This is a genomic window from Clostridium mobile (assembly GCF_018918285.1).
Classification (GTDB): Bacteria; Bacillota; Clostridia; order Clostridiales; family Clostridiaceae; genus Clostridium_AW; species Clostridium_AW mobile.
On the sequence record NZ_JAHLQF010000003.1, the window covers coordinates 552,387 to 567,730 of the forward strand.

Sequence of the window (15,344 nt, forward strand, 5' to 3'; positions counted from 1 at the left end):
ATATACGATGGAGAGATGTAAAATGTATAATTTATTTACAGAAAAAATTGAAGAACTATACAATATTATTTTACAACCTATGGATCATATATACAAGGAAATAGCTGTAATAAAATACAAGAACACTTTAAATATTACTGATACGGGAACATTTGGTGAAAAATACTTTAATATATTAAATGATAATAAAAGTACTGGGGTAGTTTATACTCCAATTGAGATTGCAAACTATATTATAAAAAATACTGTAACTGAAGAAGAAGTAATTAATAATCCTTTTATAAAAATAATAGATCCTTCTTGTGGATGTGGTAATATTATAATTCCCTTATACAAATATTTATATGACATATATCGAAATAATTTAGAGGAAATAAACAGAAAAAATGACATATATTTAAGTGAACTTAATATAAAAGAACATATTATAAAAAATAATATATATGGAATTGATATTGATAAAATAGCTTTAAAGATACTTTTAATAGATATTTACATAGAAAGTGGAGTTGTTTATACTAATAATTTAAAAAATGATGATTTTTTAAAATTAGAAAGCAATGAAAAGTTTGATATTATAATAGGAAATCCACCTTACATTGGTCATAAACAGATAGATAAAAAATATTCCAAGAAAATTAAGGAAATATATGGTGAAGTATATAGGGATAAAGGAGATATATGTTATGCTTTTTTTAAAGCTGCATTAATGAACTCCTTTGTAAGTGGTAAAGTAAGTTTTATAGTGTCAAGATATTTTATTGAAGCACAACATGGTAAAGGTTTGAGAAAATATATATTAGATAATTATAAAATAGAAAAAATAGTAGATTTTTATGGATTGAGACCTTTTAAGAATATAGGAATAGATCCAGCTATACTATTTTTAAAAATCAAAAATAATAATGACATAAGAGATTATAAAATAAATATAATCAAACCTAATCATAGAAAAGATAAAGAGGAATTTATTAAATACTTATGTAAAAGTGAAGAAAAAGATTCTAATAGCTTTTATTTAAATTATAAGTTATTAGATGAAGAAAGATGGATTTTAAGAGAAGAAAAAGAGTTAGATATAATCAAAAAAATAGAGAGTAGATGTTTTGATAAATTAAAAAATATATGTGAAAGTAATCAAGGCATAATAACAGGATGCGACAAAGCCTTCATAGTAAATATGGATTATATAAAGGAGAAAGAATTAGAAAGGGATATAATAAAACCTTGGATAAAAAGCAGTAATATAGATAAATTTAATGTAAGTATCAATGATAAATATATAATATATTTAAATGATGATGATATAGAGAAATATCCCAATATAATGAAACATTTAAATCCTTTTAAAGAAAGGTTGTCTAAAAGAAGGGAATGTCAGAAAGGTATTAGAAATTGGTATGATCTTCAATGGGGAAGGAAAAAATCTATTTTTGAAGGAGAAAAAATAATATTTCCATATAAAAGTAGCAATAATAGATTTGCCCTAGATATAGGTAGTTATTATAGTGCTGATATATATTCAATTAAGATAAAAGAAAATGTTGATTATGATTATAAGTTCTTATTATTTATACTAAATAGTAAAACCTATGAGTTTTATTTCCAATCTTTTGGCAAAAAACTTGGGGAGAATTTATATGAATATTACCCAAATACTATTATGGAATTATGTATTCCAAAAAGATTTCAAGTTAAAGATTTTAAAGAAGAAGAAATATACAACTACTTTGATTTTTGCAAGGAAGAAATTGATATTATAAGTAAGGGATTTTAGCGCAGCTAAGATCCCTTAAACATTTTCCGGCCTTATTTAAATAAACTAAAACATATGCAATAATCAATTAATATCTAAAATTAATGATTTTATGTATAAAAAAACTATTATTGGAAAGAATAAATAATGCAATTTAAGAAAAAAGAAGGAAAAATATGTAATATGTAGAATACATAAATTATTATATAATTAAAAAATGGACAAATAATAAACTGGGGGGAAAGATATGTACTTAAAATTCGAAAATAAAGAGGATAAGCTTTTAGTTTACATGATGGGAGAATTGGATCATCATAGTGCAGAAGAAGTAAGAAGCAAAATAGATGATAGGTTAAGCAGAGAAGACATAAAAAAGCTTATAATGGATTTCTCAGGTGTTTCTTTTATGGATAGCTCTGGAATTGGAGTAGTTATTGGAAGATATAAAAAATTATCTCATAACAAAGGCAAAGTATGTATTACCAATGTAACTGACTCAGTAAAAAGAGTGTTCGAGCTATCTGGAATGTTTAAAATAATAAAGGTATATAACAGTAATAAAGAAGCATTAGAAAATATTTAATGGGGGGAAAAAACAATGTATGAAAACATGATGAAAATAGAATTTCTTAGCAAATCTGAAAATGAAAGCTTTGCTAGAGTTGCGGTAGCAGCTTTTGCATCGCAATTAGATCCAACCATAGATGAAATAACAGACGTGAAGACAGCTGTATCTGAAGCAGTTACAAACTCTATAATCCATGGGTATGATAATAAAGAAGATATAATAAAAGTTGAAGCTTACATAAAGGATAAAGAATTAACCGTAATAGTATATGACAATGGTGTAGGGATTGATAATATTGATTTAGCTATGCAACCTCTATATACTTCTAGACCAGACTTAGAAAGATCCGGTATGGGCTTTACTGTAATGGAATCTTTTATGGATAGTTTAACCGTAGAATCTTCAGATGGAAAAGGCACTAAAATAATAATGAAAAAAGTTTTTAAATCGTTAAGTTAGGTGAAAAGTATGAGTGAAGAAAGGGTAAAAAATGTAACTTATGACTACGATGACAATATACAACTGATAAAAAAAGCTAGAGATGGCGATAAAGAGGCACTTAATAATGTAGTAGAAATAAACTTACCTTTAGTTTCTGCTATTAGTAAAAAATTTCTAAACAGGGGATATGAATACGAAGATATTTATCAAATTGGTTGCATGGGATTAATTAAAGCTATAAACAATTTTGACTCAAACTATGGTGTGAAATTTTCTACATATGCTGTTCCTATGATAATGGGAGAAATAAAAAGGTTTATAAGGGACGATGGTATCATTAAAGTAAGTAGAAGTATAAAAAATACTGCTAGAAAGCTACACTATGATAAAGAGGCTTTAGCAAAAGAGCTAAATAGAGAGCCTACTATTGAAGAGTTATCTGAGTATTCAGGTATAGATAAAGAAGAAATAGTATTTGCATCTGAATCTATAAATAATATGCAATATTTATATGATACTATTCATCAAGATGATGGTTCACCAATAATGTTGATAGATAAAATTAGTCAAGATTATGAAGAAGATAGTGAAATAGTAAATAGAATTGCACTTAAAGAAGCTATAAGTAAATTAGATGTGAAGTCTCGTCAAATTATAATGTTGAGGTATTTTAAAGATAAAACTCAAGTAGAGGTTGCTAAAATGTTGGGCATAAGTCAAGTACAAGTATCTAGAATTGAAAAAAGAGTATTAAAAATGATGAAAGATAAGTTAAAAATAGGATAAATTATATATCCTATTTTTTTTTTAGACTAAAATCTATATTTATGTGCAAAATATTATTAGCATCTTTATAAGGAGTGAAAAACATGAAATCAAACGAAAAACAGATAAAAGAAAAATTTCAGACGTTATCAACTCAAACAGAGCCTACGAATAATACTTTGAAAAATTGTTTTTATGCATTTATAGTTGGAGGACTTATATGTGATATAGGGCAGTTTGTTAATAATTATTTTCTAAGTAAAGGCGTTCCCAAAGATGAAGTAGGTACTTATGTCTCCATAGTAATGGTATTTATAGGAGCTTTTCTAACAGGAATTGGTGTTTATGATAAGATAGCTAAATTTGGTGGCGCAGGAACAGTAGTACCTATAACTGGATTTTCAAATTCAATAGTATCTCCAGCTATGGAATTTAAAAAAGAAGGCTATGTATTTGGAGTAGGAGCGAAGATGTTTACTATAGCAGGTCCAGTGTTAGTTTATGGAATTAGTACTTCTGTTATAGTAGGGCTGGTGTATTATTTTTTAAAAATCTTATAATAAATTTATGGAATTTTAAGAGGTGATAATGTGATAAAAAAAATGGGTAAGCAAACTATAAGAATAGATAGTAAACCTAGAATCATATCTGCTTTTAGTATAGTTGGTCCTAAAGAAGGAGAAGGTCCATTAAAAGATTATTTCGATGTGGTAGTAAATGATGACCTTATTGGTGAGGATAGTTTTGAGAAAGCAGAGAGTACCTTATTGTATAAAGCTGTAACAGAAAGTATAAAGAAGGCTAATTTAAAAGAAGAAAATATAGATTTTTTGTTTGCAGGGGACTTATTGAACCAACTAGCCTCCTCTAGTTTTGCTGCAAGAGATATGAATATACCATTCTTTGGCTTGTATGGAGCTTGTTCCACAATGACTGAATCTCTATCATTGGCTTCAATGGCTATGGACGGTGGGTTTGCTAATCATGTTGTGGCCGCTACATCTTCTCACTTTTCATCTGCAGAAAGACAATTTAGATTTCCACTAGAGTTTGGAAGCCAGAGACCACCATCTGCACAATGGACTGTTACTGGATCGGGTTCTATGGTACTAGGGAAAGAAGGAAATTATCCTTATGTAACCTATGTAACAGTAGGAAAGGTAAAAGACTATGGAATAACTGATGCAAATAATATGGGTGCGGCTATGGCGCCAGCAGCTGTATCTACACTATATAATCACTTTAAAGATACAGGAAGAAATCCAAAAGATTATGATGTAATAGCTACTGGAGATTTAGGAAAGATAGGCAAAAAAATAACTATAGAATTATTAAAAGATTATGGATATGACATTAGCAGTAATTACATAGATTGTGGTGAAGAGATATTTGATAATGAAAATCAAGGAACGGATTCGGGTGGAAGCGGATGCGGATGTTCTGCTGTAGTATATTGTGGGTACTTATATAATAATATGTTAAGCGGTAAATTTAAAAGAGTGCTAGTGGTATCTACAGGAGCATTAATGAGTCCTACATCTTCCTTGCAGGGAGAGACCATACCTGGAATAGCTCATGCAGTAGCGATAGAATATGGTACTGGAGGGGTATAAGATATGTTAGGAGATTATGTTAGTTCATTTATTGTTGGTGGAATTATTTGTGTAATAGCTCAAATATTAATAGATAAGACTAAATTTACTCCAGCAAGAATATTAGTAACATTTGTTACTGCAGGCGTTATATTAGGAGCGTTAAATATTTATGATTATGTAGTGGACATAGGAAATGCAGGAGCAACAGTACCATTACCGGGTTTTGGATACTCTTTGGCTAAAGCTACTATAAAAGAAGTCAATGAAAAAGGCTTAATAGGAGCTTTTACCGGAGGAATAAAAGGTACAGCAGGAGGGATTACTGCTGCAATAATATTTGGATATATAATGGCATTGCTGTTTAATCCAAAGACAAAAAAATAATATACCCTAATTAGGGTATATTATTTTTTAATGTAAAATATTATCTAAAATGTTATCTATTTCTTCATCACCAGAATTATTTTCTTCTGGGTTTTCAGAAGAATTATCTTCATTCTTGTCTTCATCCTTGTCTTTATCCTTATCTTTATCTTTGTTTTTATTCTTATCCTTGTCCTTATCTTTGTCTTTATCTTTATCTTTGTCCTTATTTGGGTCTTCTTTATGGAAATCACATAATTGTGTTGGAACAGTACCTTCAATAAAGAGTTCATTTCTAATTGTATCTTTTGGACAAAGATTAGTTGGTATTTTTCCTGATACACTACATATTGAGGCATCAACTACGCCAGAAGGTCTAGGAACTTCTTTGTAAGGCAAGTTCTTGTGAGCTTCTTTCATTATAGTTCCCCAAAGTCTTGCAGCGTCATTACTTCCTATATATCTACCAAATTCTCCGTAAGCATTAAAATCAGAGTTGTCATCTTTTCCTATCCATACTGCACCAGAATAATATGGGGTTAATCCAGTAAACCATAGGTCTTTAGAGGAACTTGCAGTTCCAGTTTTTCCTCTGGCCATTGGGCTAAAGTTAGCAGCTGTACCAGTGGATCCAGGTAGATAGCTTACAGGACCTTTTAATAAGTCATACATTATATAAGCAGCTTGTGGTGATAGAACCTTTGAGGCGGAATACTTTCCTTCTAGTATGACCTTGCCATTTCTATCTACTACTTTTCTATATAGTAATGGCTCAACCCTCATACCATTGTTACCAAAAACTCCAAAGGCAGCTGACATATCCAATGTATTACTACCACTTACTCCAGCTTTACCGGAAAGCTGACCTAAAGAAAGAGCAGAAATACTAGTTTCATCAGTACTTTTATCAATTTTTAATCCGAATTTTCGTCCATAATCAGCGGCATTTTTTAATCCAACCTCATGCTCTATTCGTACAGAAATTACGTTTTTAGATTTTTGTAAGGATTCCCTTAAAGTCATATTTCCTTCATATACATTAGGGCTGTTTACTGGACTATAAGGTTGCCCATTTGTAGGATATAATTTACCTATCTCATATGGAACAGGTGCATCTTCATAAATTGAGGCCGCCGTAGCAATCTTCATGTCAATTGCAGGACCATGCACTGTTAATGGTTTTATACTTGAACCAACAGGTCTATAGAAATCTGTAGCTCTGTTAAAGGATAAAGGAGGCTGAGGACCTCTTCCTCCAATTAAAGCTTTTACCTCACCTGAGTGGTAATCCATTATAGTTGCTGATGCTTGAGGCTGCAATATTTTATTATTATCATTTTTAGATTTAATTCCTAAAACACTGTCTAAATTATCAAAGGTATTTTGAGTAGAATCTTGCAGACTTCTATCCATAGTTGAGTATATTTCTAATCCACCATACATTAACATTTTATCTGCTTCTTCTTTACTTATCTTGTATTCAGCCATAAGATCATTGGTAACCTTTTTTATAACCTGTCTAGAAAACCATTCATACTTAATCTTAGTGCCTACAGCAGTATTAATATTGAAAACTAATTTATTATTGTTCAAATCATCTAAGGCTTGTTTATATTCAGTTTCATTTATATGTCCAAGTTCCTTCATTTTCATCAATACAGACTTTGTCCTATTCATATAGGAAGATGTATTTTCACCTGATACAACAGCAAAATAAAAAGTGGATGGACTTTGAGTTAGTCCTGCTATAAATGCAGATTCAATCAAGTTAAGGTCTTTAACATCTTTATTAAAGTATTGTCTTGCACCGGCCCCTACTCCATGAGCAGGTCCTCCTAAAGGTATAGTATTCATATAAGCTTCTATAATTTGCTCTTTAGATAATTCTTTTTCAAGTTGTAAAGCTAAATATATTTCTTGAACTTTTCTTTTAATTTTAACTTCATTGGATAGCATAGTATTTCTAACAAGCTGCTGAGTAATTGTAGATGCTCCTTGAAGTTTAGAACTACCGCTTAATTTATTTAGTACATTTTTGATGGTAACCCCAACTAGTCTTTTAAAGTCTACGCCTTTGTGGCTAATGAACCTCTCATCTTCAATGCTGATAAATGCATCAACTAAGTCTTTAGGAACATCTTTATAAGGTACTATAGTTCTAGTAGTATCCGATATAACTGTGTCCATTAACTTTCCTTTATCATCATATATAACAGATAATTCATTTAAGCTTTGTATTTTGTTTATATCTAAAGGTGGGGCTGTTTTTATCATCGCTAAACCTATACCTAAGGCAGCAACGGATGAAAACAAAAATATCAAAAACATGGTTAAAACAGTAATCTTTAAGACTTTTTTAGGACGATTACTTTTCTTCTTTTTACCCGCCTTTGTTTTATTATTTTTCATACTTTTCCTCCTGAATTGAAAAATTAAAGAATAGATTTATTTTATCATTATATCATAAAATGCGATTTTATTAAAATAATTATAATATTCCATAGTATATATTGTATGTTATGGAATATTTTTACTGTGACATAAATATATGTTATTAAATAAGTTTGAAGAGGAGTGAATAACATAAAAAGAGACAGATATAAATATATAATTTTCTTTATATTATCCTTTACAGTTATATTATTCACAATTTTTATATATGTATTTGATAGCATAGTTACTCCAATTGTACTTAATGTGGCTGATAGAGAAATGAAAGCTAAGGTAGTGGATACAATAAATAGAACTATAATAGACGTATGTATGGATGATTTTAAATATGAAGATATAATTAATATTGAAAAAGATAATGATGGGAATATTTCTGTAATTAAAGCTAATACTTTAAAGATGAACAAGATAGCCTGTGATGTTGCTATAGAATCACAAAATAAATTAAAGGAAATGAGTATGATAGGAGTTAAAATACCTTCAGGGTTTGTATTTAAGAATAATTTATTATCATATTTTGGACCTAACTTCACTATAAAGATGAAGCCAATAGGATACATTGAAACAAAATATAGTTCTGATTTTGAAAGTGCAGGGATAAATCAAACTAGGCATAAGATATATATACAAGTAAAGAGCAAGTTAAGGATAATAATGCCAATGCAGAGTAGAGATATAGAAGTAAATAGTGAAATAGCTATAGCGGAAACGATTATCGTTGGTAAGGTTCCACAGACAGCAATTGATTTTGGTTTAAATGATGCAGGGTTTAGGTTAAAAACAACAGAAGGCAATTAACTTTTAATAGTTAATTGCCTTTATCAAGGTTAGTTTTCTTCCCAATTAAAAATATATGGAATATTTCTATAATGATCTCCATAATTTAAACCGTAGCCAACTACAAAAACATCAGGTATTTGAAAACAACAATAATCTGGGGAAAGATTTACCTTTCTTCTTTCTGGTTTGTCTAAAAGAACACAACATTTTACAGAAGAAACACCTAGCTTTTTAACATGATTAAAAACAAAATCCATAGTAATACCAGTATCAACAATGTCATCTACTATTAATACATCTAATCCTTCTACATTGTCAGGGATATCATTTACTATTTTAACTTGACCAGAGGACTCTTCAGAATGACCATAGCTAGAAGTCGTCATAAAGCCAATTTGTGTGGGAACAGTAATATGTCTTACTAAATCTGCCGTAAAGATAAAGCTTCCTCTTAAAAGGGAAAGAACATATAGTTTTTTACCTTTATAGTCTTTTGATAATTTTTCACCTAGTTCTTTGATTTTTTCATTAATTTCATCGGTAGAAATTAATATATTTTCTTTTTTTTCCTGCATGGTAAACCTCCATCTATGAATGCTTATATGTATTTACAATGTTGTAAATATAGTATAAAATTATATGAAAGTTGTCAAGGAGTATATATTTTCTAGTTAAAATAGGAGATGATAGTTATGATAAAAGGTAATATAGAAGGTGTAAAGGACTCAATATTAGAGAAATTGGAAAGACTGTATGACTTAAAAATATCAAGAGATGAAGTTTTTAGTTATGAGCTAATGACTGAAATTGCACAAATAACTTGTGAACTGAAAAGAGAAGTAAGTGTGGCTATTGATAGAAAGGGAAATGTCACTAGCATAGCTTTAGGTGATAGTACCTCAGTAGAAATGCCTGTTATAGATATAAAAGAGAAAAGACTATCCGGTATTAGAATAATCCATACTCATCCGAATGGTAACTCTAGACTATCAGCATTAGATACCTCAGCTCTAGTTAAGTTAAAATTAGATTGTATTGCAGCTATAGGTGTAGATGAATCAGGGACTACAGATATAACTTTTGGATTCTGTGATGTAGAAAATAATATTTTAGTATATGAAATGTCAAATAAACTCTCAGTGGAAGAAGCTATAGAGTATGATTTGTTAGATAAGATAAAATATATTGAAGAAATTTTAGAAATAAATGATATAGAAGAGGATAATAGCGAGAGAGCTATTTTAGTTGGAGTAGAAAGTGAAGAGAGTTTAGAGGAACTTGAAGAATTAGCTAAAGCATGCAATGTAAGTGTAGTAGATAGAGTCTTACAAAAAAGAAATAAATTAGATTCTGCTTTTTATGTTGGAAAGGGAAAAGTAGAAGAAATTGCTATGCTGCGCCAAGGAAGAGGAGCAAATGTAGTAATATTTGATGATGAATTAAGTTCTTCTCAAGTTAGAAACTTAGAGGATTTTATTGGAGTAAAGGTTATAGATAGAACTACATTAATATTAGAGATATTCGCCAAAAGGGCGAAAAGTAGAGACGGAAAAATACAAGTTGAATTAGCTCAGTTAAAATACAGACTTTCAAGGCTTATGGGATTAGGTACTGTTTTATCAAGAATGGGTGGAGGAATAGGAACAAAAGGACCTGGAGAAAAGAAACTAGAAACAGATAGAAGACACATTAAAGAGAGAATATATGATTTAACTAAGGAACTAGAAAAAATAAAAAAGATTAGAGAAACTCAAAGGGATAGTAGAAATGAAATACCTAAAGTGTCTCTTGTTGGTTATACCAATGCCGGTAAGTCAACGTTGAGAAATATTATATATAATACGTTCCCAGTAAAAGAGGGTGTGCAAAAAGAAAATGTGTTTGAAGCGGATATGCTTTTTGCTACTTTAGATACTACCACTAGAGCTATTCTTTTAACAGATAATAGAGTAGTTACTCTTACAGATACTGTTGGATTTATTAGAAAATTACCTCATGATTTAGTAGAAGCTTTTAAGTCTACATTAGAAGAGGTTATTTATTCTCAGTTGCTTTTACATGTTATTGATATTTCTTCTGAGAATTATGAAGAGCAAATTGAAGCTGTTAATAAGGTTTTAATGGAGCTTGAATCACTAGATAAACCTACAATACTAGTATTAAATAAGGTAGATAAAATCTCTGAAGAAGAATTAATGGAAATAAGAGAAAATTTTAAGGGGAAAGAATATATAGAAGTTTCAGCTAAAGAACGTACAAATATAAAAGAGTTAATTAATATGATAGAGGAAAAGCTTCCTAATAAACTTATTAAAGTAGAGTATTTAATACCTTATACTGATGGAGCCACTGTATCATATTTGCATAGTAACTCTATTGTTAACTATGAAGAATACAGGGAAGATGGTACCTATATTAATGCTGAAGTAAATGAAAAAATTTATAATAAATGTAAAGATTATATTATATAACTATAAAATTTAAATATAATCCTTTAAAATATGAATTTTTAAAATCTATAAGGAAAAAATAGATTATAGAATGTAATATATTAAATTAATATTAAACTGTTTTAAAGTATTTGGAAAATTTATAAAATATGATAAAATTACACTAAGGAGGTAGATATTATGGATAAATATATTTGTAATGTATGTGGTTATGTATATGACCCAGCTGTAGGTGATCCTGATAATGGAGTAGCAGCGGGCACAGCTTTTGAAGCTATACCAGAAGATTGGGTATGTCCTCTATGTGGAGTTGGTAAAGAGGACTTTGAAAAAGTAAAATAGTCAATTATTAAAATAGTGGATAGTAATACTATCCACTATTTATTTATATTGATGCAAATGAATTTTGCAAGTTTTATACATAAATTATTTCAGCATTTTATTTTTAAAAGACTTAATTATACTTTAAAATCATCAAAAAGCTTAGTTTTCAGAATGATAAATATAAAATATAAAATTATTTAATGAAAAAATGAAATTGAAAAAAAAATTACTTTCATATATAATGCTTATATAGTAATTACATTTATAGATGCAGAAATAAAGATTAAAGGGGCTGAAATCATGGTAAAAAAATTTAAAAGAGTTCTTGTAGCTAATAGAGGAGAAATAGCTATAAGAGTTTTCAGGGCTTGTCAAGAATTAGGTATAAGAACTGTAGCTATCTATTCTAACGAGGATAAGTGCAGTCTTTTTAGAACAAAAGCAGATGAGTCTTATGAAATAGGTAAAAACAAAGGGCCAGTTGAGGCATATTTAAGTATAGATGAAATTATAGATTTAGCTGTAAAAAAGGGTGTAGATGCTATACATCCAGGGTATGGCTTTTTATCAGAAAATCCAGAGTTTGCAAGAAAATGCATGGAAGCTGGTATTGAATTTATAGGTCCAACTTCAGAAATGATGGAATATTTAGGGGACAAAATAAACTCAAAGATTATAGCTAAAAAAGTAGGGGTTCCCACAATACCTGGAGTTGAAAAAGCTATAAATACAGAGGGTGAAGCTATAGATATAGCAAATATTTGTGGCTATCCAGTTATGATAAAAGCTTCTGCTGGTGGCGGCGGAAGAGGTATGAGAATTGTTAGAGATGAGAAAGAACTATTAAATGCCTTTAGAAATGCAAAAGAAGAAGCAAAGAAGGCTTTTGGAATAGATAGTTTATTTATAGAAAAGTATTTAGAAGGACCTAAGCATATAGAGGTTCAAGTTTTAGGAGATAAACATGGTAATATAGTACATTTACATGAAAGAGATTGCTCAATTCAAAGAAGACATCAAAAGGTTATAGAATATGCACCAGCCTTTTCTATATCTGAAGAAAAAAGAAGAGCAATTTGTGAAGATGCATTGAAAATAGCAAAATCTGTAGGATATGTAAATGCAGGAACGGTAGAATTTTTAGTTGATAAATACGGCAATCACTATTTTATAGAAATGAATCCAAGAGTACAAGTTGAGCATACAATAACAGAAATGATAACAGGAATTGATATTGTACAGACTCAAATACTGATTGCTCAAGGGTACGCTTTAGATTCTGATGCCATAGGAATTAAAGCTCAGGAATATATTCAAACTAGAGGATATGCTATACAATGTAGAATAACTACTGAAGATCCAATGAATAATTTTGCTCCTGACACTGGAAGAATAGATGTTTATAGATCAGGGTCAGGATTTGGTATAAGATTAGACGGAGGAAGTGGATTTACAGGTGCTATTATAAGTCCTTATTATGACAGTCTTTTAGTTAAAACAACAGCTTGGTCAAGAAGTTTTAAGGATGCAGGAAGAAAAGCTATTCGTTCTATTAAAGAATTGACTGTATCAGGCGTAAAAACCAATGTGGACTTTATAATCAATGTATTGAATCATCCCACATTTTTAAATGGTGAATGTACTACAACTTTTATAAATGATAATCCAGAGTTATTTGATATATCACCTAAAGCAGATAAAGAGCTTAGATTACTTAAATTTATAGGAGAAAAAGTTGTTAATGAAACTCATGGTATTAAACCAAGCTTTGATGTGCCTGTAGTGCCAAAAATATCTATGGATTCAGATCTAAGAGGTACTAAGCAGATACTAGAGGAAGAAGGAGCAGAGGGATTAGTTAAGTGGATAAAGGATCAAAAGAAGTTACTTGTAACGGATACTACTATGAGAGATGCTCATCAATCCCTTATGGCCACAAGATTAAGAACTAAAGATATGGTTAAGATATCTAAGGCACAATCTATATTAGCTAAGGATCTATTTTCTATGGAAATGTGGGGAGGAGCTACATTTGACGTAGCATATAGATTTTTAAAAGAGGATCCTTGGGAAAGATTAGAGAAAATTAGAGAAAAGGTTCCTAATATACTTCTTCAAATGCTAATAAGAGGATCAAACGGAGTTGGTTATAAAAATTATCCTGACAATGTTATAAAAAGTTTTATAAAAGAATCTGCTAATAACGGTATAGATGTATTTAGAGTATTTGACTCATTAAACTGGATAAAAGGAATGGAAGTTCCAATAGAAGAAATATTAAAGGCTGGTAAGGTAGTAGAAGCTTGTGTTTGTTACACTGGTGATATTTTAGATTCTACTAGAGATAAATATTCTCTTCAATATTATGTAAACAAAGCTAAAGAAATAGAAAAAAGCGGGGCTCATATATTAGCGATTAAAGATATGTCAGCTTTATTAAAACCTTATGCTGCATCAAAGTTAATTAAAGCTTTAAAAGAGGAAATATCAATACCAATACACCTACACACTCATGATACTACAGGAAATGGGGTAGCTACTATATTGATGGCAGCAGATGCTGGAGTGGATATTGTTGACACAGCATTTAGTAGTATGTCAGGTTTAACTAGTCAGCCTGCATTAAACTCAATAGCAGCAGCTCTAGAAAACACAGAAAGAGATACAGGATTGCAATTAGAAGAATTACAAAGAATATCCGATTACTGGTCAGCTGTAAGGCCTGTTTATGCTCAGTTTGAATCAGGGTTAAAATCTGGATCTGCTGAGATTTACAAATATGAAATACCTGGAGGACAGTATTCAAATTTAAAACCTCAAATAGAGAGCTTTGGATTAGGACATAGATTTAATGAAGTGAAAGAAATGTATAGAAAAGTAAACCAAATGTTAGGGGACATCGTAAAAGTTACTCCTTCATCTAAAATGGTTGGCGACTTGGCAATATTTATGGTTAAAAACGATTTGACTCCTGAAAATATCTATAAAAAAGGAGAGGGAATGGCTTTTCCTGATTCAGTTGTAGCATATTTTAAAGGTATGATGGGTCAACCTGAGGGTGGATTCCCTAAAGAACTACAAAGATTAGTTTTAAAAGGAGAAAAATCTATAAATGTGCGCCCAGGAGAGCTATTGCCAGATGAAGATTTTGATGGAATAAGAAATTATATCAAAGAAAAGTATAATAAAGATATTAATGACAAAGAGATATTAAGCTATGCCCTTTACCCAGAAGTATATGAAGAATATATAAAATATATAGAGAGATACGGAAATTTAAGTCATATGGGAAGTGATGTGTTTTTCCACGGTCTTAGTGAAGGGGAAACTAGTGAAATAGAAATAGGGGAAGGTAAGAAACTAATTGTAAAACTATTACAAATTGGTAAGCTAAATAATAATGGTAAAAGAACTTTAGTATTTGAGGTTAATGGAAATAGAAGAGAAATAGAAGTAGAAGAAAAGTCTAATAAAATGTCAAATTTTAATAAAAAAGAGGATGTTAAGTTTGCTGATAAAAACGATAACCTTCAAATTGGATCTAGCATACCAGGAACTATTGTAAAAATATTAGTAAAAGATGGAGATATAATAAATGAAGGAGATAGCATAGCTATTGTAGAAGCAATGAAAATGGAAACTAATATAGTAGCTACAACAAAAGGTATGGTAGAAAAAATTTATGTAAAGGAAGGAGAAATTGTGAAAGCTTCACAGCTTATAACAAAATTATCATCTGAATATTAAAATTCATATATTGTGTAAGTTTCAGTTTATAAATAGACATGTAATCAATAATAGATTACATGTCTATTTAGTTTTTTGAATATTAATTTTTAAATAGTATAAAT

Annotated in this window: 13 protein-coding genes; 11 read left to right on the forward strand and 2 right to left on the reverse strand. The window is 29.8% G+C overall.

Features of this window, described 5'->3' with window-relative positions; all coding sequences use genetic code 11:
* Positions 1 to 22: 22 nt before the first annotated feature.
* From KQI86_RS14365 to spoVAE, 7 genes are all read left to right on the forward strand, one after another.
* The gene (locus KQI86_RS14365) at positions 23 to 1,777 is read left to right on the forward strand and encodes an Eco57I restriction-modification methylase domain-containing protein (RefSeq protein ID WP_216440042.1); all 1,755 of its coding nucleotides are present in this window, start codon (positions 23 to 25) and stop codon (positions 1,775 to 1,777) included.
* 226 nt (positions 1,778 to 2,003) lie between these two features.
* Positions 2,004 to 2,339: an anti-sigma F factor antagonist gene (gene spoIIAA / locus KQI86_RS14370; RefSeq protein WP_216440043.1), complete on the forward strand. Its 336-nt coding sequence runs from the start codon at positions 2,004 to 2,006 to the stop codon at positions 2,337 to 2,339.
* Between the two features lie 15 nt (positions 2,340 to 2,354).
* Positions 2,355 to 2,783, forward strand: coding sequence for an anti-sigma F factor (spoIIAB, locus tag KQI86_RS14375; RefSeq protein ID WP_216440044.1), 429 nt, complete (start codon positions 2,355 to 2,357; stop codon positions 2,781 to 2,783).
* A 9-nt stretch (positions 2,784 to 2,792) separates the two neighbouring features.
* A complete protein-coding gene (sigF, locus tag KQI86_RS14380; protein ID WP_216440045.1) occupies positions 2,793 to 3,551 on the forward strand; it encodes an RNA polymerase sporulation sigma factor SigF in 759 nt (252 codons plus the stop codon).
* A gap of 83 nt (positions 3,552 to 3,634) precedes the next feature.
* Complete coding sequence (spoVAC, locus tag KQI86_RS14385) at positions 3,635 to 4,090, forward strand: stage V sporulation protein AC (RefSeq protein WP_216440046.1); 456 nt, start codon at positions 3,635 to 3,637, stop codon at positions 4,088 to 4,090.
* A gap of 30 nt (positions 4,091 to 4,120) precedes the next feature.
* Positions 4,121 to 5,143, forward strand: coding sequence for a stage V sporulation protein AD (gene spoVAD, locus KQI86_RS14390; protein WP_216440047.1), 1,023 nt, complete (start codon positions 4,121 to 4,123; stop codon positions 5,141 to 5,143).
* 3 nt (positions 5,144 to 5,146) lie between these two features.
* Positions 5,147 to 5,509 (forward strand): stage V sporulation protein AE, encoded by a 363-nt coding sequence (gene spoVAE / locus KQI86_RS14395; protein ID WP_216440048.1) that lies wholly within the window; start codon positions 5,147 to 5,149, stop codon positions 5,507 to 5,509.
* A 27-nt stretch (positions 5,510 to 5,536) separates the two neighbouring features.
* Here the strand turns inward: spoVAE and KQI86_RS14400 are convergent, their stop codons facing one another.
* Positions 5,537 to 7,897, reverse strand: a complete 2,361-nt coding sequence (locus KQI86_RS14400; RefSeq protein WP_216440049.1) for a transglycosylase domain-containing protein — start codon at positions 7,895 to 7,897, stop codon at positions 5,537 to 5,539.
* A 165-nt stretch (positions 7,898 to 8,062) separates the two neighbouring features.
* Here KQI86_RS14400 and yunB point away from each other — a divergent pair, with 165 nt between their 5' ends.
* Complete coding sequence (yunB, locus tag KQI86_RS14405) at positions 8,063 to 8,737, forward strand: sporulation protein YunB (RefSeq protein WP_343216175.1); 675 nt, start codon at positions 8,063 to 8,065, stop codon at positions 8,735 to 8,737.
* A 29-nt stretch (positions 8,738 to 8,766) separates the two neighbouring features.
* On the opposite strand, the gene hpt is transcribed toward yunB, so the two are convergent.
* Positions 8,767 to 9,294: a hypoxanthine phosphoribosyltransferase gene (gene hpt, locus KQI86_RS14410; protein ID WP_216440050.1), complete on the reverse strand. Its 528-nt coding sequence runs from the start codon at positions 9,292 to 9,294 to the stop codon at positions 8,767 to 8,769.
* A gap of 117 nt (positions 9,295 to 9,411) precedes the next feature.
* Here hpt and hflX point away from each other — a divergent pair, with 117 nt between their 5' ends.
* From hflX to KQI86_RS14425, 3 genes are all read left to right on the forward strand, one after another.
* Complete coding sequence (gene hflX / locus KQI86_RS14415) at positions 9,412 to 11,190, forward strand: GTPase HflX (RefSeq protein WP_216440051.1); 1,779 nt, start codon at positions 9,412 to 9,414, stop codon at positions 11,188 to 11,190.
* Between the two features lie 159 nt (positions 11,191 to 11,349).
* Positions 11,350 to 11,511, forward strand: coding sequence for a rubredoxin (rd, locus tag KQI86_RS14420; protein WP_216440052.1), 162 nt, complete (start codon positions 11,350 to 11,352; stop codon positions 11,509 to 11,511).
* A 282-nt stretch (positions 11,512 to 11,793) separates the two neighbouring features.
* Positions 11,794 to 15,240: a pyruvate carboxylase gene (locus tag KQI86_RS14425; protein ID WP_216440053.1), complete on the forward strand. Its 3,447-nt coding sequence runs from the start codon at positions 11,794 to 11,796 to the stop codon at positions 15,238 to 15,240.
* Positions 15,241 to 15,344: the final 104 nt, after the last annotated feature.

Excerpts from the sequence above, each read along its gene's own strand:
- KQI86_RS14365 (WP_216440042.1), top strand. The coding sequence starts at position 23 with ATGTATAATTTATTTACAGAAAAAATTGAAGAACTATACAATATTATT.
- KQI86_RS14425 (WP_216440053.1), top strand. The coding sequence starts at position 11,794 with ATGGTAAAAAAATTTAAAAGAGTTCTTGTAGCTAATAGAGGAGAAATA.
- spoVAE (WP_216440048.1), top strand. The coding sequence starts at position 5,147 with ATGTTAGGAGATTATGTTAGTTCATTTATTGTTGGTGGAATTATTTGT.
- KQI86_RS14400 (WP_216440049.1), bottom strand. The coding sequence starts at position 7,897 with ATGAAAAATAATAAAACAAAGGCGGGTAAAAAGAAGAAAAGTAATCGT.
- spoIIAA (WP_216440043.1), top strand. The coding sequence starts at position 2,004 with ATGTACTTAAAATTCGAAAATAAAGAGGATAAGCTTTTAGTTTACATG.
- hpt (WP_216440050.1), bottom strand. The coding sequence starts at position 9,294 with ATGCAGGAAAAAAAAGAAAATATATTAATTTCTACCGATGAAATTAAT.
- sigF (WP_216440045.1), top strand. The coding sequence starts at position 2,793 with ATGAGTGAAGAAAGGGTAAAAAATGTAACTTATGACTACGATGACAAT.
- hflX (WP_216440051.1), top strand. The coding sequence starts at position 9,412 with ATGATAAAAGGTAATATAGAAGGTGTAAAGGACTCAATATTAGAGAAA.
- rd (WP_216440052.1), top strand. The coding sequence starts at position 11,350 with ATGGATAAATATATTTGTAATGTATGTGGTTATGTATATGACCCAGCT.
- spoVAC (WP_216440046.1), top strand. The coding sequence starts at position 3,635 with ATGAAATCAAACGAAAAACAGATAAAAGAAAAATTTCAGACGTTATCA.
- spoIIAB (WP_216440044.1), top strand. The coding sequence starts at position 2,355 with ATGTATGAAAACATGATGAAAATAGAATTTCTTAGCAAATCTGAAAAT.